Raw genomic sequence first — 18,959 nt, 5'->3', positions numbered from 1 at the left:
CTCCGGCAGATTTGTTACTCACCCGAATCACTTACTTGAGTAAGCTCATCGGGATGAAATGAGAGACATCCTGTCTCTCACCGGAGGCCAGCCAGCGGCTGGTCAAATTCGTTCCCGACGAATTTGTCCTTCTCTTGCCGCCTGCCTGAAACTCGAATTATTTAGGGTCTAGTTTTTTCTTTAATGACGAACCAGCCGAATGTCGAAATCAAACTCGTCAAAGAAAGCGTCCAAACGGTTTAACTCTTCCTCGTTGTAGCTGGGGTCCGCTTTTATTGGATAAATCATGCCTAGCCTTTCATACTTTTTACGGCCTAGCTGGTGATAGGGCAGGATGTCGATGCGTCGCACATTGCCGCGTTTCGCTAGCTTTTGTACATAGTGAATCGCACCCATGATGGCGTCATATGAATCGTTGTATCCGCGAACGAGCGGCATACGAATAACGATATTGGCACCCAACTCGACCAGATGTTCCAGATTACGCCGTATGTTCTCATTTCCTATGCCAAACAGCGCTTTATGCTGATTCGTGTCGATATGTTTAATATCGAAGAGGAACATATCCGTTACCGCTGCCAGTCGGTCATAGTGGGATATTGACGTTGTCCCCTGTGTTTCTACTGCGGTATTGATCATCTTTTGTTTGCACGCCTGAAGGAGTGCAACGGCAAAATCCGTTTGCAGGCTTACCTCTCCGCCGCTGAGCGTCACGCCGCCGCCGGAAGACTGATAAAAGCTGTAGTCCTGCATGATGACGGCCATCAATTCTGCGACTGTCATGTCTTTCCCTACGATATCGAGGGCATTGGAGGGGCATGCCACCTCGCATTTTCGGCAGCCTGTGCATTGAACAGTGCGATCGATATGATGAAATCGCGAGCCACATTCATCCGCGATCAGCGTGTGGATACCGCGGGGACACGCCTCGGCACATTTGCCACAGTGCAGGCATTTATCAGGGGAGAACAGGATTTGGTAAGCGCGACGTATTCCCTCTGGATTGGCGCACCAAGGGCAGCGAATATTGCAGCCCTTCATAAAGATCAGCGTACGAACGCCATCCCCGTCGTAGATCGAATACTTCTGAATATTGAATATTCGGCCTGTGATGTCTTTTGCTGGCTCCATCTCTCTCTCCACATGTCACCCGCCCATGGCAAGATAAACGTCCTTGTTCAAGGCGTGCGCCTTATTCATGTTCGCTGCTGATGGTTCAGAATTTCTCAATCATGGTGCGGCTAATGATTTCATCCTGAACCTCTTTGCATAGCTCAACGAAGTACGCGCTATAGCCCGCCACGCGGACGATTAAATCACGGTATTTCTCCGGCGCTTGCTGGGCTTTTCTCAACACCTCATCGTCAACGTAGCTGAATTGCATCTGACCATTGCCCAGAATGGAGGACGTTCTCAGCAGGGTGATAAGCCCGTTACGACCTTCTGGCGTGTCCAGCATGCCTTTAAGGAATTTGAAGTTATGCACCATGCCTATATTCATGCTTTCCACATTCATTTTGCTGACCGATTTGATGCTTGCCGTCGGCCCTTTTTTGTCTGCCCCTTGGGTTGGGCTGATTCCATCGGAGAGCGGCGCCCACGCCAAACGCCCGTTTGCACTGGCTGCGGTCAATGCGCCGATCGGCGTATTGTTGGAGATAGATAAGGTGCCGTGGCTAAAGGTGGAATAGAGCATCTTGTATTGGCGGCATTCGCGTTCTGTCCATTCGGTGATATCGCGCGCGAGTGGGTCAACGGCGTTGTCGTCATTACCGAATTTCGGCGCATTCAGGCACTCTCTGTGCAGCATTTCATAGCCTGAAAAGTTAGCCAGTAGAGCGTCACGCATCTGCTCCAGTGTGTACTTACGATCCTCATAAACGAGTTTCCGAATAGCCATCATGGAATCGACGTAGGTGGCTAACCCAGAGAATATGAGTCCAGGCCCATGATTGATTAATGCACCACCGGCAGCCACGTCCTGACCTTTTTCCATACAGCCTTCCACCAGCAGCGACATCAGAGGCTTGGGTGCGATATCGCGATGTACGCGCTGGCTGATCACAGTGCCAATCGCCGACAGGCGGATAATGTGTGCGATCTGTGTTTTCACTGCGCGATCAAAAGCCTCAAACGTGTCCAGCGAGCTTAACTCGCCAGTGTCCACCCCCTGAACGCGATCGAATAGGATCATGCGTCCACGGTTTAAGGCGAATTCAATGGCGATGGGCCACTGTGTATAGCCCGTTGATGTCCACTGATAAACTCGGCCCGATTTTTGCGGTTCTACACAGCCCATCAGGCAGTAATCGCGTGCATCGTCAAAATCGAAGCCTTTGCGCAGCATCATCTTGATATGGGAATCATCGAAGTGACATGCCGGGAAACCCATACCGGATTTGACCACATCGACAATTTTTTCCATGTACTCGTGCGGCGATTGATTATGAATCCGGCAGGCAAGTGAAGGCTGATACACTTTCACAAAACGCACTGCATCCATGATCAGGTAGGTCAGATCGTTACAGGCATCGCCTCCGCTACGTTTCTGACCGCCTACCGTCAGGTTGATGAACGGCTGATAGCCCGCGAAATATTTCGCGCCGCTTTCGCTGGACATCCACATCAGTTCCGCACATTTGATAATGAACATCTGTAGCAGTTCCAGTGCCTGCTCGCGCGTCAGACGACCGGATTGAATGTCGGCTTCATACATTGGGTAGCAGTATTGATCGACGCGTCCTAACGAAATACCGGTCTGGTTTTCTTCAATTTCAAATAAAGACTCCAGCGTCCAAATACTTTGCAGAGCTTCCTGCAACGTTTTGGGGGGATTGGCCGGCACGTTCTCGTTTACGTCGGCAATCATCAGCAGTTCAGCACGTCGTAAGGCATCGTTTTCCTGTGCAGCCTGTTCACGTGCATGTGCTGCGATGCGGCTGGCATAGGCCATGACGCCGTCGCAGGTTTCAATCGCCGCCTTATAGAAATAGATACGATCGATATGAGCCGGGTCTTCCATACCCAGCTCAGCAAGCTTTGCCTGTGCATCGGCTTTGATGCCCTTCATCCCTTTAGTAAAGAGCAGCACGTCGTAACCCGGACAGGTATCGCCGCCGCCGTTGATTTGGTGATAAGAGAGATCGCTGACGAAGGTTTCTCCGCTGAATTCCCAGAGACCAGCTTCACGATATTGTGCTTCGCACACTTCATCCAGCGAGCGACCTTGCCAAAATGGGGTAATTTCTTCGCGGATCGTTTTTTTATCTTCTTCTGAAATCTGAAATGGATCCTGAGGCCGCGTGCTCATGGTGTCCAGTTCGTCCCGTACCCAGCGCCAGGCAATATCAGGAGAAAAGGCACCTGCTCGGGGTTTACCGCAGGGATGCCCTACGATCAGTTCTTCATCCTGAATCAAGATGGGGGCAGTTTCGCAGGCTCTACGGAAGGATTTCGCACGTAGCAGAATCGGTGGCAATCCGGGGTTGTTTTTTGCGACCTCGGTAAAGGCTAACGCACGATAAATAGATATGCTGGGACGCGCTTCCAAATAGCGTGCGCGCAGGCGCTGCATACGTGGCGTAAGCATTTCTTGCTTCGCTACTTTTTCCTCCGCGGAGGATTTTTTGCTGCTATCCCGTCTGGCCATTTTTTCGGTATTCACTATGCTGTTACCGAATGAAAAATGGTTTGTGTCTGGCGCTAACGTGTCATTATCCATACGAAAGTCTCCTGCTGTTATTTTTTCTGATTTAATAGAAGGCAATAAGGGAAGTACTCTGTGTAATATCCGAAAGGTGGAATAGGCAGGGGGAATATCAGCCTGAATGTTGATATTTTTATTAATGGCGTGTTTTTATGATGCCGATCCTTCTCTATTCTATAAAAATATTCAATGATTTTTATATTACATTGCTATTCCATTGCGTTATTAACTGAATTCTAATTATATGGTGATTTTGTTTTTTAGTTTATTGGTTATCTAACGCTGTCTTTTAATAATTAATTTAGGCATCTAAGGTAGTGTAGCCACTATTTTAACGATGGTGGGATAATAATTTGATTGAGATCAATTTATTCTATTTTATTATATTGGGTTTTTTATTATTATTTTATTATTAATTATTTCGAATGAGTGTATTAGTAATAAATTAAAGGGGGTTGTATATTCTACATGGTTTTAATTGCAGGAAGGCAGCAAGAGAGGATGAGATAGTTCAGGCCAATCTACGCTTCAGATAATTGGCCTGTAATCGAAGGAACAGATAGTGCTACAGCGATGCACCGCCGCACATCACCAACTGCTGGCCGGTCATGGCTGCGGCAGACGGGGAGAGCAGGTAACCCACGAGATCGGCCACTTCCTGCGGCTGGATGAAGCGCCCGATCGGCGGTAGCTTCGGAGGCGAACTCTGGCGACCTGGCATCGTCAGCATTGGGGTTTCTGTTGCGCCCGGTGCAACGATGTTTACGGTAATACCGCGCGGAGCCAATTCCGCGGCCCAACTTCTTGCCATGCCGATCATCGCGGATTTAGTCGTGACATACTGGCTGCGTCCTGCCGAGCCACTAGATGTGCGACTGCCCAGTAGTACGATTCTGCCACCTTGCGGCAGCTTATCGACCAGACGGTCGGCAAGTACCTGCGCTGCATTGATATGCAATCGCCACAGCGTTTCACCGTCCTCCAAGGAAAGCTGGCCGAGCGGGGCGGCCTTCATGATGCCCGCGGCATGGATGATGGCATCAACCTGCACAATCTCGTCCAGAATGGGAGTCAGCGCGGGCGTATCCATGATATCCACCGCACGGTGGGTAAAGTGTGGATGTGAATAATCCCCCGGCTTGCGTGACAGGCCGGTTACCCGCCAGCCTTCTGCCAGTAATTTTTGTGTGATGGCTGCACCGATCCCCGAGCTGCTACCAGTAATCAGGGCGTGTTTAGGGGCTGTCGCTGACATGCAATGTCTCCTTAATACCCGTCATACTTCAAGCTGCATGTGCGTTGGCTTCTCTTACTCACCCCAGTCACTTACTTATGTAAGCTCCTGGGGATTCGCGCGGTTGCCGCCTTCCTGCAACTCGAATTATTTAGGGTATAACTGTTCTAATCACAACAACGTGACGGGGATTTTAAACACGGCTTTTTTGACCGGAGCAGGGCTGTCGTTAATCGCACACAGCGCCTGATGGGCTTCTCCCGGATAAAAGGTGACGAAGTCGCCTGCCCGTAGGTGGATCTGATGCGGCACCTGTGGGTTCTCCAGAATATAGAGATCTGGCTTACGTTCAGTCGCGGGCTGCCCATGCACATCATTCAGACCGTAACCGATAATCTCCTCGCCTTCCAGAATCAGTTGGATATCGAGATAGTTGCTGTGGAATTCGGTATGTCGTGTGGCGCGCGGCGCGGTATTCACGGTGCCGATGTTGTAAAACCATTCGGCCCCTTCTGGCTGATAACGGCCTTCGGGTAGCGCATTCAGTTCAGCCAACGACATGCCCGGCGCGGACAGAATGGCCCACAGCTCATCGGGCAGCGTGGCGAGTTTGAGGGTGTTGAGGTTTCCTGCAATCATAATAGTGTCCTGAAGGAAGATAGCGGGGGAGAGCCCCGCAGGAAAAGAGAAAAAGCAGCGCGGTTTAACCTTAAGCCTATTTTTAGGAGAAACACGGGGATGAGGTTCCCGTAGGGAAGCCTCGCCCCGTGGTCGCTCCGTGTATCTCAGGCTCTAAAGGAGCGACAGCCTTAACTCGCCTTGACCCACTCTTCACTCACCACGACGTGCTTGATCGCCTGACGGAAGTAGGTGAACGCGACGTGTAGCTTACCGTCTGGCGCTTGCTTGACGCTGGGGTAAGAGAACTCGCGGTTCAGCTTCTCCGTTGAGTTATTGGTCATGCAGTAACCGTCACCCACTTCGATATTGCGCTGCCACGGCCAGCTTTTACCGCCGTCTTCCGAAATGGCGAGCGTCATCGGTGCGCGCGGTGCGCCCCAGAAGGCGCTACGACCACCGGTTTGCACTTCCGGCATTTTGGCACCGCTGGCTTTGTCTTCTTCATCCTCGATTTCATCGTACAGTGATAGGCGGCGATCGGTGGCATCGGCGGCGCTCATGTGGTTGAACACCAGCGCCAGATGACCGTTTTTCAGCGTAGTCACCTGAATAGACGAGTTGTTGTTCGGCAAATCGGTTGCTACCGGCTCTGACCAGGTTTTACCGCCATCCGTTGAACGGCTTTGGTAGATGAAATCAGCCCAGCGGCTGCGGTACAGCGCCAGCAGCGTGCCGTCCTGCAATGGGGTGATATTCATATGTACGCAGCCCGTGCTGTTTGGCACCGGATATTCGCGCCAGGTTTTACCCCGATCGCTGGAGATTTTCACGGCGCTGTCATCATCGTTACCGACCCATTTCTCTCCCGGCTGAACGCGGCAGTAGAACACCGGTAGCAGCCAGTCACCGTTTTCCAGCACGGTGATGGGCTGGCGGATGAAGGTGCCCGGCTGATCGAGCAGCGTGCCGATCTCGCCCCAGGTAGCACCTAAATCGGTGGACTGGCGGTAGCGCACAATCGCGGTATCCTGATTACCGGATTTCTGCGCGGTGTACAGCAGCCACAGCACGTTATCCGGCGCGAGGAACAGCACAGGGTTCTGCTCAGAACGCGTGGCATCCTCAGACAGCTTGGCGGCTTTACTCCAGCTACCGCTGCCGTTCACAAGGCGGGACATATAGATAGAGATATCCGCAATCCCTTCTTGTGTACCACCGAACCAGACGCACAGCACATCGCCGTTCGGCAGATGGAGCAGGTTGGCCGCATGATTCTGCGGGCATTCCGATGGAATGTAGGCATCCAGACGCGTGGCATCGCCTTCTGCGTGATGGACTTTTCCGCTACGTTCCACAGTAATGGTTTCGCTACTCATTACTCAAGCTCCTGATTTATTTTCAGTTTGAGAAATTTTGATTTTTTTCGCTTTGTTCGGAATCATGCGATCGATCAGTATGACAATAGCTGGGGTAACCAGCGCGACATACATGTTATCGATGCCGTATGGGTTGCCGAGAATATACCAAACGGAGGTGACCACACAGGCTGAGATCAGGCTGGCGTTCGCCCCGCGAGTGCTGCTGAAGAACGGCAGGTAGAACGCAATCATTGCAACGACGGAAATCGACAAGCGAATGGCACGGGTAAAGAACGATAGCTTCAGAACTTCAGGCACCAGCAGGACGAAAATTAACGGCGCGAATCCGATAATGAGCGAGAATACACGCGTCATTTTCATCTCTTTTTCCGGTGTCGGATTATAGTACGGGACGTAAAAATCCTTCACGATCAGTGAGGCGATTGCCAGTGCTACGGTACTTACGCTGATGAAAATCGATGCGACCAATGAGGTTGTCACCAGCCCAGCTAACCACGGGTTCATATCTTGCAGGAAGATTGGCATTGCATACAGGCTGTTGATTTCAGGGTGAACAAACTTCGCTGCGACGCCGATGACGGCGATAGCAATCGCGATCGGCATACAGAAGAAGAAGGCGACCCAAGTGGCGCGTTTTGCAGAAGTTGCATCCTTGGTAGCTGAGATGGCTTGAATGACGAATTGTGTACAGAAGATAGATCCAATGGTGCCAATCAGCCAAGCGAAGATAGTGCCGGCACCGAGTTTCCCATCCCATGTCCAGTAGTAATCCGGCATTTTCTCAATCATCGGTGTGATGCCACCGGTCATTTTCAGCGCCACGAACAAAATGATCATTACGCCGACGTATTTCAAGGCGCTGTGAATCAACGTTACATAAGCAACACCTTTTAAGCCGCCAAAGTAAAAGTAGAAAGTACTGACGATGGCGGTGATCAATGCTGCCACGGGCAGGGAAATTTTTAACACGGTTGAGATGGCTGCTGCGCCGCTGACGTAGTTGCCCACGTTCACCAGCAACAAAGCATAGATCATGATGATTGAAATGATGTTCTTGGTCGATGTCCCGTATTTCTCGGCAATTGCGCCGGAAATGGTGACTTTACCCGTGTTGTAGATCTTTTTGACCAGAATCATCCCAAACAGAAGGAAGCCGATGGCCGCGCCAATCACTGACCAGGACGCGGCGATACCGTTTTCGAACGCGGACTGCGCCGTACCTACTGTGGATTTGGCACCGATGAACTCGGTCATCAGCAGAACACCGACGATAAACGCCGGTAGCGCACGCGATCCTTCCATGAACTCGGCGCTGGATTTACTGCGTAATTTGAGCGTCAACCATGAGGTGAATGCGATATAAAATACAATCATCCCAATGATGATGAGGGTGTCGGTAAAATCAAAATGGTTCATATCTTCTCGGCCTATAAGTGGAAATTGAAATTTCTCTGTTACTGCGAGAATTGACTAAGTATGTTGCGGATGTTGTCTTCATCCTGTGCGGAAAACTGGATCGGATAGCGGCTGACGCCGACGTCTTCACCCATAATTGCCAGCGCTTTCTTCACCACAGCCGGTGAGAACGCGATGGCATACAGTGTCTTACGCAATTCGGCGACCTGTTCTTGTGCCTGACGGGAGCCTTCAATGTCACTGGCATGGAAACGGTGCCAAATCTGGCTGATCGCTTCCGGTGCCACGTTAGCCAGCCCGGAAATACAGGCGGAGCAGCCGTCAACAAAGCCCTGGTGAATGAGCGAGTCTGGGCCATTCAGTACGTTAAAGCCCTGCACACCTTTCACCGCTTGCACATAACCGCTCAGGCTTTCATAGCTGCCTGCGCTGTCTTTGATGCCGATGATGTTCGGGTGATCCGCCAGCGTGCGGACGGTTTCCGGTGCCAGCGTATTTCCCGTGCGTGCAGGAATGTTGTAGAGAAACACCGGCACGGTCAGCGCATCGGCGACGGCGGTGTAGTGGGCGATCAGCTCTTCCTGTTTTAGTGGAATGAAATACGGGGTGATGACAGAAACGGCATCGACACCCAGCGCGGCGATGCGCTTGCCGAGCTTGATGGTTTCCCGCGTGGAGATTTCACCGATGTGGCCGACAACCGGCACTTTTCCGGCAACTTCATCAACGCAGGTTTCAGTGACGGCGACTTTCTCATCGGTGTGTAGAACGAAAAACTCACCGTTGGTGCCGTTACAGAAAATACCGTTGCCATAGCGCATCTGGCGTTGAACCTGAAGACGCATGGCAGCGGGGTTAAATTCGCCCTGGTTATCAAACGGCGTGACGATGGCGGTCAGGACGCCGGTAATGTTCTTACTCATTATTCTTCCTCGTTACACGTAATCAAAAAGGTGGAAACTTAAAATCGTTCTATTCAAAACCGCTCTGTTAAAACAGAGTCAGGTACACCTCACGGACATCGTCGGCACTGACTTGTGTCGGTACGTTTTTCATCAGACGCTGAACCTGTAACGCGGCATCGACCAGATAGGGCAGGTGATCTTTTTCCACGCCAAGCTGCTGTAAGGTGTTGGGCAGATTGAGACGTTTGACCAACTCACTGAAATAGGTCACCAGCGCCTGCGCTTTTTCCGCGGTACCGAGCCTTAGATCGGCATCCGGCAGCAGGTCATACGCCTGAGCGAATTTGTCCTGTGCGGCGTACTGCACGAAGCGCATGCAAGGGGCGAGCAGGATGGCGTTCGCCACGCCGTGTGGGATGTGGTACTTGCCGCCTAGCGGGTAAGACATGGCGTGAACCAGATGCGTACCAGAGTGGGCAATGGCGGCACCGCCGTAATAGGACGCCCATAGCATATTCAGCTTGGCTTCCAGATTGCCCGGTTCGCGCACAGACGTTTCAAGGTTGGCAAACAGCTTCTTCAGGCCAATCAGCGCGTAGTTGTCGCTGACTGGGTTGGCAATCGTCGAGGTGAAACACTCGATCAGGTGGCAGAGTGCGTCGATACCGGTTGAGGCGGCAATATGTGGCGGCATGCTGATGGTCAGCTCCGGCACCAGCGCAACATAGTCCGGCAGCATCACTGGCGTAATAATGCCGACCTTGGTCTCTTTTTCCGGGATCGCAAGAATGGCATTTGGCGTGGCTTCTGAGCCGGTTCCTGCGGTAGTCGGGATGAGCAAGGATGTCGTGCGGCGAGTCGGCTTTTCTCCTGCCAGCAGGCTATCCAGCGTGACGGTTTCATCACCTGCGCACAGCACGGAAAGCAGTTTGGCGACATCCAGTACGCTGCCGCCGCCTACGCCAATGACCAGATCGGTCTGGGTTTGTGTGAGCTGACTCAGTATGTGGGCAACGTCGTGCTGGCTCGGCTCGGCAGGCACATTATCAACCAACAGAACCTGCGGAACGGCTTGCTTAACTTGTGCGATCAGCGCCTGAACGTCAGGCAGCCCGACGATGTTTTTGTCGGTGACAAATAAAACGTGCTGTTTCCCTGTCAACAGGTGACTAATGTCCTGAAGTACCCGGTAACCGCTGAGGATAGTGCTATTGATATTCATGCTTATTACCTTGCCTTTTATCTTCTTCGCCAGAGCGTTATCGCGATGATAATGGTTGCGATGGTGATTACTTTCAGTCAAATGGCGTGGTGTTAGTCACTGCTAAACGCCATTTGCCACATCGTGGTGATAATTTATAGGTGAAATTCCTTTTAAATAATTTGATATTGCTCACATATAATCAAATGTGATTCAATATAATCATTGTCAGGTAATCATGAACCGAGGATGAGGTATGCCAAACGTGCAGCAATCAGCAGGACAGGTATTAGTTGTCGCTGATGACTTTACGGGTGCCAATGATGCGGGCGTCGGTCTGGCGCAGCATGGTGCTCGGGTTAGCGTCGTATTTGACGTTAATACACTGCATGCGGATTTACTGGGCGATGCGGTGGTCATCAACACCGATAGCCGTGCGGCGCGTGACGACGTGGCGTCTCAACGTACTGCAGCCGCGGTAGCCGCTTGGCAGGCCGTGGGCGGGAAAGGCTGGATTATTAAGAAGATTGACTCGACGCTGCGTGGGAATCTGGGGGCGGAGGTAGCCGCTGCGCTGTCTGCGGCTGATGTGCCTGTTGCACTGATTGCTGCGGCGTCGCCGACGCTGGGGCGCGTTACCCGACAAGGTGAAGTCTGGGTTAATGGTCGTCGGCTTACCGACACGGAATTTGCCAGCGATCCAAAAACGCCGGTGACCTCAGCGTCTATCGCCGCCCGTCTGGCGGAACAAACTGCTTTACCGGTAGCGGAGATACATCTTGATGAGGTGCGTCAGGCCAATTTAGCCCACCGTTTGCAGCAGTTGGCGGACGAGGGTACACGCCTGATTATTCTCGATACCGACGTGCAGGACGATCTGACACACATCGTTAACGCCGCCAGAGCATTGCCGTTTCGCCCCTTACTGGTCGGCTCGGCAGGCCTGAGCGACGCGCTGGCGACTGCGCAGGATTTTACGCGCAAAACTGAAAAGCCGCTGCTGGCTGTCGTCGGGTCAATGAGCGATATTGCTCAAAAACAGATTGCAGCCGCCAGATTGCGCAGTGATGTCACGCTGGTTGAGATCGACATCAATGCGCTCTTTTCACCCGACTCATCCACCGTCATGGCGTCCCAGTGTGAGGATGCGCTGAAGGCGCTGACGAACGGCCACCATTGCATTATTCGAACCTGTCACAACGAGAATCAGCGCTTCGAGATCGACGCGCGCTGTCGGGAGCTTGGGCTTAGCCGCCAGCAGCTTGGCGAAACGATCAGCCACTATCTGGGGGAACTTACGCGCAACATTGTTCAGGCACTAGATAGCCTAGCGGCGGACGGCACTCGCCGACGCTTACCGGGGGGATTGTATTTATCGGGTGGTGATATTGCGATTGCCGTGGCAACCGCACTGGGCGCTACCGGTTTTCAGATTAAGGGGCAAATCGCATCCTGCGTGCCTTGGGGATACCTGCTGAACAGCATTGTCGGCATGACCCCTGTGATGACTAAAGCGGGGGGTTTTGGTAACGAAACTACTTTGCTCGATGTTTTACGTTTTATTGAGGAGAAGGTCAGTGAGTAAAATTATTGCGGTAACGATGGGGGATCCGGCAGGGATTGGACCGGAAATTATTATCAAATCTCTGGCCGAAGGCGAGCTTTCCGGCGCATCCGCTGTGGTGGTGGGCTGCGTACAGACGATGCGACGCATTCTGGCGCTGAACGTGGTGCCAACAGTCGAGCTGAAAATCATTGATAAACCGGCTGACGCGGTATTTGCGCCGGGCGTCATCAACATCATTGATGAACCGTTGGAAGATCCGCAGGCGCTAAAGCCGGGTATCGTTCAGGCACAGGCGGGCGATTTGGCTTACCGCTGCATCAAGAAAGCGACCGCGCTGGCGATGGCGGGTGAAGTCCACGCGATTGCGACCGCACCGCTGAATAAAGAAGCGCTGCACTCGGCGGGCCATCTTTATCCGGGCCACACCGAACTGCTGGCGAAGCTGACCAACAGCCGTGACTATGCGATGGTGCTGTATACCGATAAGTTGAAGGTTATCCATGTTTCAACGCACATCGCGCTGCGTAAATTCCTGGATACGCTGAACCGCGATCGCGTGGAAACGGTGATCGACATGGCAGATGTCTTCCTCAAACGCGTCGGTTTTACCCATCCGCGTATCGCCGTTGCCGGAGTTAACCCGCATGCGGGTGAGAATGGCCTATTTGGTGACGAAGAGATCAAGATCGTGTCGCCGTCGGTTGAAGCGATGAAAGCCAAAGGCATTGATGTTTATGGCCCGTGCCCGCCGGATACCGTCTATTTGCAGGCGTATGAAGGCCAGTACGATATGGTGGTGGCGATGTATCACGATCAGGGGCACATCCCGCTCAAGCTACTAGGCTTTTATGATGGCGTGAATATTACTGCTGGGTTGCCGTTTATCCGCACGTCGGCTGACCACGGTACGGCGTTTGACATTGCCTGGACGGGTAAAGCGAAGCCTGAAAGCATGGCGATCTCTATTCAGCTCGCGATGCAACTGGCCTGATTTGCGGTGACGACCGGCGCTGTTAGCGCGGTTTTGTAAGCGAATAAAACGCGATACAGTGCGCATTGCAGGATATCTTCCTTCCCGCGATTGGGAAGGTTTCTGGTATCCTGCAACCAAGAATATATCGCTAACAACAGCAAGATGGATATCGCCGTGGATCCTACATTAACCGATGCTTTCCGCATGAGCGGGGATAAAGTAAGAGGGCAGAGCCGTCTTGATCAGATTATGGATTATCTAAAAAGCCATAATCTGGTGACGGTCGATGAACTGGTGTCCGTGATCGACGCTTCCCCGGCGACGATCCGTCGTGACTTGATCAAGCTGGACGAGCAGGGTGTGATTAGCCGCAGTCACGGTGGCGTGACGCTCAATCGTTTTATTCCTTCCCAGCCGACCACGAATGAGAAATTACATCGTAGCCTTCAGGAAAAACAGGCGATAGCGCGCTATGCAGCGACGTTGGTTAAGCCGGGCAGCGCGGTGGTGCTGGATGCGGGAACGACCATGCTGGAGCTGGCGCGGAACCTGACGCACCTGCCGCTGCGCGTGATTACCGCCGATTTGCAAATTGCGCTGTTTTTGTCTGAGTTTAAGCAGATCGAAGTGACGATCATCGGCGGGCGTATTGATGACAGCAGCCAGTCCTGTATTGGTGAACATGGCCGTCGTCTGCTACGCAGCATTTACCCGGACATTGCATTTATCAGCTGCAACTCGTGGAGTCTGGACAAAGGTGTCACCACGCCGACGGAAGAGAAAGCGGGCGTGAAGCAAGATCTCGGCGCGAATGCCAGCCGTCGAATATTGCTGGCTGACAGCAGTAAATATGGCGCGTATTCCCTGTTCTGCGTCACGCCTTTATCGGATCTGACGGATATCGTTACCGACAGCGCGTTAGCGCCCGAGGTGCAGGAGCAACTGAAAGGCAAAGCGTTCAATCTGACGCTGGTGTAAGCGAGGATGCCATCCGTGGCATTTTCTTTCCTACATCCCCGAGCGCTGGCTAAAGGTAATACACTTACTTCATGCTGGCGGCGAGGGTATCGACGTTGTGTTTAAACGCGGTTGTATAGGTTGCTGCCGGGCCGGACGCGTCGGTTAGGGCTTCTGGATACAGTTCACCACCCGGCTGTGCGCCGCTGGCATTGGCGATTTGCTTCACCAGACGTCCATCGGTCTGGTTTTCAATGAAGTAGCTTTTCACCTTCTCTTGTTTGATTTGCTTAATCAGCGCGGCCACTTTTTTGCTGCTGGCTTCGGATTCGGTAGAATAGCCCACAGGCGACAGGAACTTCACATCGTAGGCTTGGCTAAAGTAGCCGAATGCATCATGGCTGGTGAGTACTTTACGTTTTTCCGGTGGAATGTCGGCAAAGGTTTTCTTCGCGTAGCGATCCAGATCTTGTAGCTGCTTGATGTAGGCTTCACCCTGCTGACGATAGTAATCGGCATTCTGTGGATCTGCTTTTGCCAGCGCGTTGACGATGTTGTGCGCGTACACCACACCGTTGCTCATGCTGTTCCAGGCATGCGGGTCGGTTTCGGTTTTGCCGTCTTCCACCATCGAGCGTGTTTCAATGCCGTTGGATGCCGTGATGACGTCGCCATGGTAGCCGGAGGCGGTGACCAGACGATCGATCCACCCTTCCAGACCCAGCCCGTTAACGAAAACCAGATCGGCGTGAGCCAGCGTTTTGCTGTCTTTTGGCGACGGTTCAAACTCATGCGGATCGCCATTCGGCTTGACGAGATCGGTCACGGTGACGCGATCGCCACCGATGTGGCTGACCATATCGCCAAGTACGGAAAAGCTGGCAACAACATCAAGATTCTTTGCCATCGCCAGTGGGCTAAGCAGCAGGCCGGATAACGCGATAGCTAACAGTGAACGTTTCATTCTTCCCTCACAAAAGTTGCAAATAACGAGATTAATCAGTCAACGGCGCAGGCGTAACAGCCCACCGTGGTGACCAACACAGACCGAGAAACAGAAAAACAGCGTCATCGTCAGGATGATGGCGGGGCCAGCAGGCAGCTCGGCATAGTAAGACCACAGCAGCCCGATCAGGCTGGCGACCATTCCTTGCAGCACCGCAATACCGAGCATGACGGGCAGGCGCTGCGTCCAAAATCGGGCGCTGGCGGCAGGCAGCATCATCATGCCGACCGTCATTAGCGTGCCTAACAGCTGAAATCCGGCGACCAGATTCAGCACCACTAGCGACAGAAACAGGCCGTGGATCAGCGCCCGATAGCGCCCTGAATTGATGCGCAGGAAGGTCACGTCAAACGATTCAATCACCAGCGCCCGATAGATCACTGCCAACACCAGCAAGGAGGCGGATCCGATCAGCGCAATATCGATCAGCGCGGCGCGATCCACCGCCAGAATCGATCCGAACAGCACATGCAGCAGGTCGATGTTGGAACCGCGCAGTGAAACCAGCGTGACGCCAAGCGCTAGCGAGCCGAGGTAAAATCCGGCAAAGCTGGCGTCCTCTTTTAATTCCGTGTGGCGCGTGACGAAGCCGGAGAGCATGGCGACGGACAGCCCGGCAATAAAGCCGCCGATTCCCATCGCCAGCAGTGACATCCCCGAGATGAGATAGCCGATTGCCACGCCGGGTAATACCGCATGCGACAGCGCATCGCCAATCAGGCTCATACGCCGTAACAGTAGAAAACAGCCCAACGGCGCGGCGCTCAGCGTTAGCACCAGACAGCCAACCAGCGCGCGGCGCATAAAGCCGAATTCTGAAAAAGGAGAAGTAATAAGGTGAAATAGCATCATGACGTGACGATCCTGAGCGTTGGCGTATCACTTTCGGCCTTGCGCAGGCTATGTAATATGGGTTGAGCATCTCCCCAGCGATGGCCGTACGGGGTGAGTTGTAAAACAGCCGGAAAGTGCTGCCCAACCAGCTCCATATCGTGCAATACGGCCAGAATGGTTCTGCCTTCGGCATGAAGCTGCTCGATAATCTGCAAGAGTGTCTGTGTGGTTTGGCTATCGACGCCGGTAAAGGGTTCATCCAGCAGAATGATTGGAGCCTGCGTCAGTAATAGCCGCGCGAAGAGCACGCGCTGTAGTTGTCCACCGGACAGGACGCCAATATGGTGGTCGGCAAAATCTCCCATTGAGACGGCGTCGAGTGCGTTAATGGCTTTGCGGTGCCAGTTGGCGTTAATACTCCGTAACAATCCGCGATGGGGCAGCGACCCCATCAGCACCAGATCGCGTACGTTAATCGGAAACTGCCGATCGAATTCGGAGAGCTGCGGTAAATAGCCGATAGCATTCTCTTTGCCGCCGTTACCGAGGCTGAATGTGCCGTAAAGCGGTGGCAGCAAACCCGCTAGCGTTTTCAGCAGCGTAGATTTCCCCGTACCGTTCGCACCAATAACCGCCGTCAGCGATCCCTGATGAAAACAGCCGCTGAGCGTCGCGAGTGGCGGTTGACCACGGTAGCCAAAGGCCAATTCCTGTAGGGCAATCATGGCAACATCACCGCCCACCCGACCATCAGCCACAGCAGTGCCAACAGCAGCGAAACCAGTAACACGCGCTTCAGCGCGGAGAGAGAGTAAAAACTTGTCATTATCATCGGTAAAAGATTAATTGTTATATTATAACGTATCACTTTTTAGCGGCGACGATAGAGGCAATAGGTAAAAAAGTATGTAAGACGATTGGGGAGATTTGGTGTGATTGCTGTGATTGCTGAAAGGTGTGCAATATTTCGTGCGCTTCGAGCACTGCTGACAAACCCCAGCCAACGCATATCGCGATGGTTCTTCTTTTCACGGCGTAAAAAATTATGCTGAGGAGAACATGAACGCTGAGTGAGCGGCATGGATGCCGCGAAAGCCAGTGCCGCGTAGGGAACGCGTCACTGGCGGCTCGAAAAGCGGTCATGAGCACCGAAGGCACCGCGTTAGCGGCATAATTCCCGCCAAAAAGCCGGGGTTCATAGGGGGCTGGCGTAGCCCCCTATGTCGGGCGCGTGCTACGACGTAGCATGAAGATAACCGTGCTCGAAGCGCACGAAACACCCTCAGTACTCACAGATAAAACCGATTAGCGTGCTTGAAGATGGGAACACATTACACGGCTGATAAATTCCCCTGCATATCAACAACAAAGCGAGTAGCGGGCTCATCGTTGATATAGCCCGCGAGGATTTTCAGCATCAGGCCGAAGCGGTGTTGCAGACTGTCCGGCGGTAGCGTAGTCGTCGGTGTGTAGGCCGCCAGCAGTGCGCGATACTGTTTCACCCGCGCCTGCGGAATATCTCGCCAGGCGAGATCGCTGCCGTTGCGCAGGCAATACCAGTCGGTCACCAGCGTGAGCAGAGAAATATCCTGTAACCCATCGGTGCCTGCTACCGCGCTCGGTTTACGCTCGGCGGCATCGGGCAGTGCTTTGGCGTTGAGCGGTTCCTGTTGCTGCGCGATCCACAGTAGATCGGCGCAGTTCAGTGTGTTGATAAGGGGCGATAAATCTTCCGGCCAGTCTTTCACCAGAAAACGCTGACGCACCAGCAGCGCCAGATGATGATGCAGGAAGTCGTAGTAATCGCGGCTTTTCAGAATGTCGCCCAGCGGTTCGCCAGTGCGATCCAGCTCTTTCTGATAAAACGGGAACAGGTGGTTGAACTGCGGCACGTTGCGCAGTACCAGCGTATCAATATCGACTCGGTCGCTATGCAGCGTCGCCAACTTCATGGCGGGCGGATAAGCGGCCAACGATGGCACCGCCACATTCACCAGCGTCCCCTGTGAACCGCGATACACGCCCGTGTCGTTGACGTGCAGGTGGCCGCTGAAGTGCAGACGGATACCTGCGGCCAGCGCCTGTTCGGCAACCTCCGGCCGCGGCGTACGCTTGATGAAGCTGTTGCTGCCAAAGAGCTGTTTTTCGTCCTCCACTGTGCCATCGAGGAAATCGACCAGCGGATAATGCGAGAACACCAGCAGCTTCTTATTCTGCGCTTTCGCCCGCTGTACTACCGATTTCACCCACGGGAGCATGAAGGGCTTTTCCGTCAGCAGGGCGTTCCAGCCAGTGTCACTGCTGGTAGAGTAGCCTTTAATCTCTTCACGTTTTTCCGGGCCGTCTTTGACCTGATACACGTTGGCATCGATGGAAAGTAGCCACAGCCCCGTTTCCGGTTCCACCAAATAGGAGGCATCGACAATGTTCCACTGTTTGCTGCCGTCCGGTGAACGGGCGAGATACTGGCGCTGGCTGAGTTCATCGCTGCCACCAAACGGTGTTTCCCAGTGCAGAAAATCGTCGCGCTTAAAGAAACCAAACGGTTTCATCAGCGGCAGGCCGCGCTCATAGCCGAGCGCCTGCATCTTGGTCGTGACGATCAGTGACTGTGCATCACCGAGCTTGACGTCGGATTTGCTGCTCAGCATGGTGTTGCTGCCGTCAGCATTGAGCATTCTCTCTGAAGAATCATCACCCTGCGGGCGGTTAACGTCGTGGTTGCCCGGTGTGGCGAAAAAGCGCATGCCGTGACGCTGTTCATACTGCGTCAGGATGGCGGCAATGCCTTCAACCGTAGGCTGTTGGCCGTCATCAGAATAATCGCCGGACAGCACCACGTATTTCACCTGCTGTTTTGCCAGTTCGTCCAGCGCGGCCAGCAGCGCAAAGTAGGGTTCGTTGAAGATGCGGGTCGAATTCACCGAATCTTTCAGCGTGCGAATGGTCAGCTTCTTTCCAGTCTGCGCATCGGCCAGGCCGTCAAAATCGTAGTTGCCGTAGATATTGTGGACGTGAACATCCGAAATAATGGCAATGCGCAGCGGCACTGCGGGCGTTTCTGCGTCGGCGTTCGCGTGAAAAAAGCCGCCAGCTAGCGTAATGGCGCTGCCTGCACCGAGCTTGACGAAGGTTCTACGAGTGAGTGATGTCATTGATG

At 53.2% G+C, this 18,959-nt stretch carries 14 protein-coding genes and 1 pseudogene; 3 read left to right on the top strand and 12 right to left on the bottom strand.

What is annotated here, in order from left to right; genetic code table 11:
- Window positions 1-180 precede the first annotated feature (180 nt).
- The 8 genes and pseudogenes from cutD to GZ59_RS18015 all read right to left on the bottom strand — a co-directional run bounded on the left by cutD (window position 181) and on the right by GZ59_RS18015 (window position 10,483).
- The gene (gene cutD / locus GZ59_RS18050) at window positions 181-1,131 is read right to left on the bottom strand and encodes a choline TMA-lyase-activating enzyme (RefSeq protein ID WP_039293621.1); all 951 of its coding nucleotides are present in this window, start codon (window positions 1,129-1,131) and stop codon (window positions 181-183) included.
- Between the two features lie 85 nt (window positions 1,132-1,216).
- Window positions 1,217-3,592, bottom strand: a pseudogene (gene cutC / locus GZ59_RS18045) (choline trimethylamine-lyase); the annotation flags it as partial.
- A gap of 679 nt (window positions 3,593-4,271) precedes the next feature.
- Complete coding sequence (locus GZ59_RS18040; protein WP_039293615.1) at window positions 4,272-4,961, bottom strand: SDR family NAD(P)-dependent oxidoreductase; 690 nt, start codon at window positions 4,959-4,961, stop codon at window positions 4,272-4,274.
- A gap of 150 nt (window positions 4,962-5,111) precedes the next feature.
- On the bottom strand, window positions 5,112-5,579 hold the full coding sequence (locus GZ59_RS18035) for a NanQ anomerase/TabA/YiaL family protein (protein WP_039293612.1): 468 nt from the start codon (window positions 5,577-5,579) through the stop codon (window positions 5,112-5,114).
- A 170-nt stretch (window positions 5,580-5,749) separates the two neighbouring features.
- Window positions 5,750-6,937: a sialidase family protein gene (locus GZ59_RS18030; protein ID WP_039293609.1), complete on the bottom strand. Its 1,188-nt coding sequence runs from the start codon at window positions 6,935-6,937 to the stop codon at window positions 5,750-5,752.
- Window positions 6,938-6,940: 3 nt separating this feature from the next.
- Complete coding sequence (locus tag GZ59_RS18025) at window positions 6,941-8,356, bottom strand: sodium:solute symporter family protein (protein ID WP_039293606.1); 1,416 nt, start codon at window positions 8,354-8,356, stop codon at window positions 6,941-6,943.
- A gap of 38 nt (window positions 8,357-8,394) precedes the next feature.
- Window positions 8,395-9,279 (bottom strand): dihydrodipicolinate synthase family protein, encoded by an 885-nt coding sequence (locus GZ59_RS18020; RefSeq protein ID WP_039293602.1) that lies wholly within the window; start codon window positions 9,277-9,279, stop codon window positions 8,395-8,397.
- A gap of 67 nt (window positions 9,280-9,346) precedes the next feature.
- Window positions 9,347-10,483 (bottom strand): iron-containing alcohol dehydrogenase, encoded by a 1,137-nt coding sequence (locus GZ59_RS18015; protein ID WP_039293598.1) that lies wholly within the window; start codon window positions 10,481-10,483, stop codon window positions 9,347-9,349.
- A gap of 235 nt (window positions 10,484-10,718) precedes the next feature.
- On the opposite strand from GZ59_RS18015, the gene dtnK reads away from it, so the two are divergent.
- The 3 genes from dtnK (at window position 10,719) to GZ59_RS18000 (ending at window position 13,980) form a co-directional block, all read left to right on the top strand.
- Window positions 10,719-12,047 (top strand): D-threonate kinase, encoded by a 1,329-nt coding sequence (gene dtnK, locus GZ59_RS18010; protein WP_039293595.1) that lies wholly within the window; start codon window positions 10,719-10,721, stop codon window positions 12,045-12,047.
- Window positions 12,040-13,020 carry a D-threonate 4-phosphate dehydrogenase gene (locus GZ59_RS18005; RefSeq protein WP_039293592.1) on the top strand — a complete coding sequence of 327 codons (981 nt, stop codon included), beginning with the start codon at window positions 12,040-12,042 and terminating at the stop codon, window positions 13,018-13,020. The genes dtnK and GZ59_RS18005 overlap by 8 nt, the downstream gene beginning before the upstream one ends.
- Window positions 13,021-13,164: 144 nt before the next feature.
- Window positions 13,165-13,980 carry a DeoR/GlpR family DNA-binding transcription regulator gene (locus tag GZ59_RS18000; protein ID WP_011095260.1) on the top strand — a complete coding sequence of 272 codons (816 nt, stop codon included), beginning with the start codon at window positions 13,165-13,167 and terminating at the stop codon, window positions 13,978-13,980.
- 64 nt (window positions 13,981-14,044) lie between these two features.
- Here GZ59_RS18000 and GZ59_RS17995 read toward each other — a convergent pair whose 3' ends face one another.
- From GZ59_RS17995 to GZ59_RS17980, 4 genes are all read right to left on the bottom strand, one after another.
- Window positions 14,045-14,923, bottom strand: coding sequence for a metal ABC transporter substrate-binding protein (locus GZ59_RS17995; RefSeq protein ID WP_039293589.1), 879 nt, complete (start codon window positions 14,921-14,923; stop codon window positions 14,045-14,047).
- Between the two features lie 39 nt (window positions 14,924-14,962).
- Window positions 14,963-15,817 (bottom strand): metal ABC transporter permease, encoded by an 855-nt coding sequence (locus GZ59_RS17990; RefSeq protein ID WP_011095258.1) that lies wholly within the window; start codon window positions 15,815-15,817, stop codon window positions 14,963-14,965.
- On the bottom strand, window positions 15,814-16,524 hold the full coding sequence (locus tag GZ59_RS17985) for a metal ABC transporter ATP-binding protein (RefSeq protein WP_039293586.1): 711 nt from the start codon (window positions 16,522-16,524) through the stop codon (window positions 15,814-15,816). The genes GZ59_RS17990 and GZ59_RS17985 overlap by 4 nt, the downstream gene beginning before the upstream one ends.
- Before the next feature lie 606 nt (window positions 16,525-17,130).
- Window positions 17,131-18,954 (bottom strand): metallophosphoesterase, encoded by a 1,824-nt coding sequence (locus tag GZ59_RS17980; RefSeq protein WP_039293583.1) that lies wholly within the window; start codon window positions 18,952-18,954, stop codon window positions 17,131-17,133.
- Window positions 18,955-18,959: the final 5 nt, after the last annotated feature.

This window comes from Pectobacterium atrosepticum (genome assembly GCF_000740965.1).
In the GTDB taxonomy this organism is placed as follows: Bacteria; Pseudomonadota; Gammaproteobacteria; order Enterobacterales; family Enterobacteriaceae; genus Pectobacterium; species Pectobacterium atrosepticum.
Note: the sequence above shows the minus strand (reverse complement) of the source record. Positions and strands in the feature narration are given on the sequence as shown.

Excerpts from the sequence above, each read along its gene's own strand:
- cutD (WP_039293621.1), bottom strand. The coding sequence starts at position 1,131 with ATGGAGCCAGCAAAAGACATCACAGGCCGAATATTCAATATTCAGAAG.
- GZ59_RS18040 (WP_039293615.1), bottom strand. The coding sequence starts at position 4,961 with ATGTCAGCGACAGCCCCTAAACACGCCCTGATTACTGGTAGCAGCTCG.
- GZ59_RS18035 (WP_039293612.1), bottom strand. The coding sequence starts at position 5,579 with ATGATTGCAGGAAACCTCAACACCCTCAAACTCGCCACGCTGCCCGAT.
- GZ59_RS18030 (WP_039293609.1), bottom strand. The coding sequence starts at position 6,937 with ATGAGTAGCGAAACCATTACTGTGGAACGTAGCGGAAAAGTCCATCAC.
- GZ59_RS18025 (WP_039293606.1), bottom strand. The coding sequence starts at position 8,356 with ATGAACCATTTTGATTTTACCGACACCCTCATCATCATTGGGATGATT.
- GZ59_RS18020 (WP_039293602.1), bottom strand. The coding sequence starts at position 9,279 with ATGAGTAAGAACATTACCGGCGTCCTGACCGCCATCGTCACGCCGTTT.
- GZ59_RS18015 (WP_039293598.1), bottom strand. The coding sequence starts at position 10,483 with ATGAATATCAATAGCACTATCCTCAGCGGTTACCGGGTACTTCAGGAC.
- dtnK (WP_039293595.1), top strand. The coding sequence starts at position 10,719 with ATGCCAAACGTGCAGCAATCAGCAGGACAGGTATTAGTTGTCGCTGAT.
- GZ59_RS18000 (WP_011095260.1), top strand. The coding sequence starts at position 13,165 with ATGGATATCGCCGTGGATCCTACATTAACCGATGCTTTCCGCATGAGC.
- GZ59_RS17995 (WP_039293589.1), bottom strand. The coding sequence starts at position 14,923 with ATGAAACGTTCACTGTTAGCTATCGCGTTATCCGGCCTGCTGCTTAGC.
- GZ59_RS17990 (WP_011095258.1), bottom strand. The coding sequence starts at position 15,817 with ATGATGCTATTTCACCTTATTACTTCTCCTTTTTCAGAATTCGGCTTT.
- GZ59_RS17985 (WP_039293586.1), bottom strand. The coding sequence starts at position 16,524 with ATGATTGCCCTACAGGAATTGGCCTTTGGCTACCGTGGTCAACCGCCA.
- GZ59_RS17980 (WP_039293583.1), bottom strand. The coding sequence starts at position 18,954 with ATGACATCACTCACTCGTAGAACCTTCGTCAAGCTCGGTGCAGGCAGC.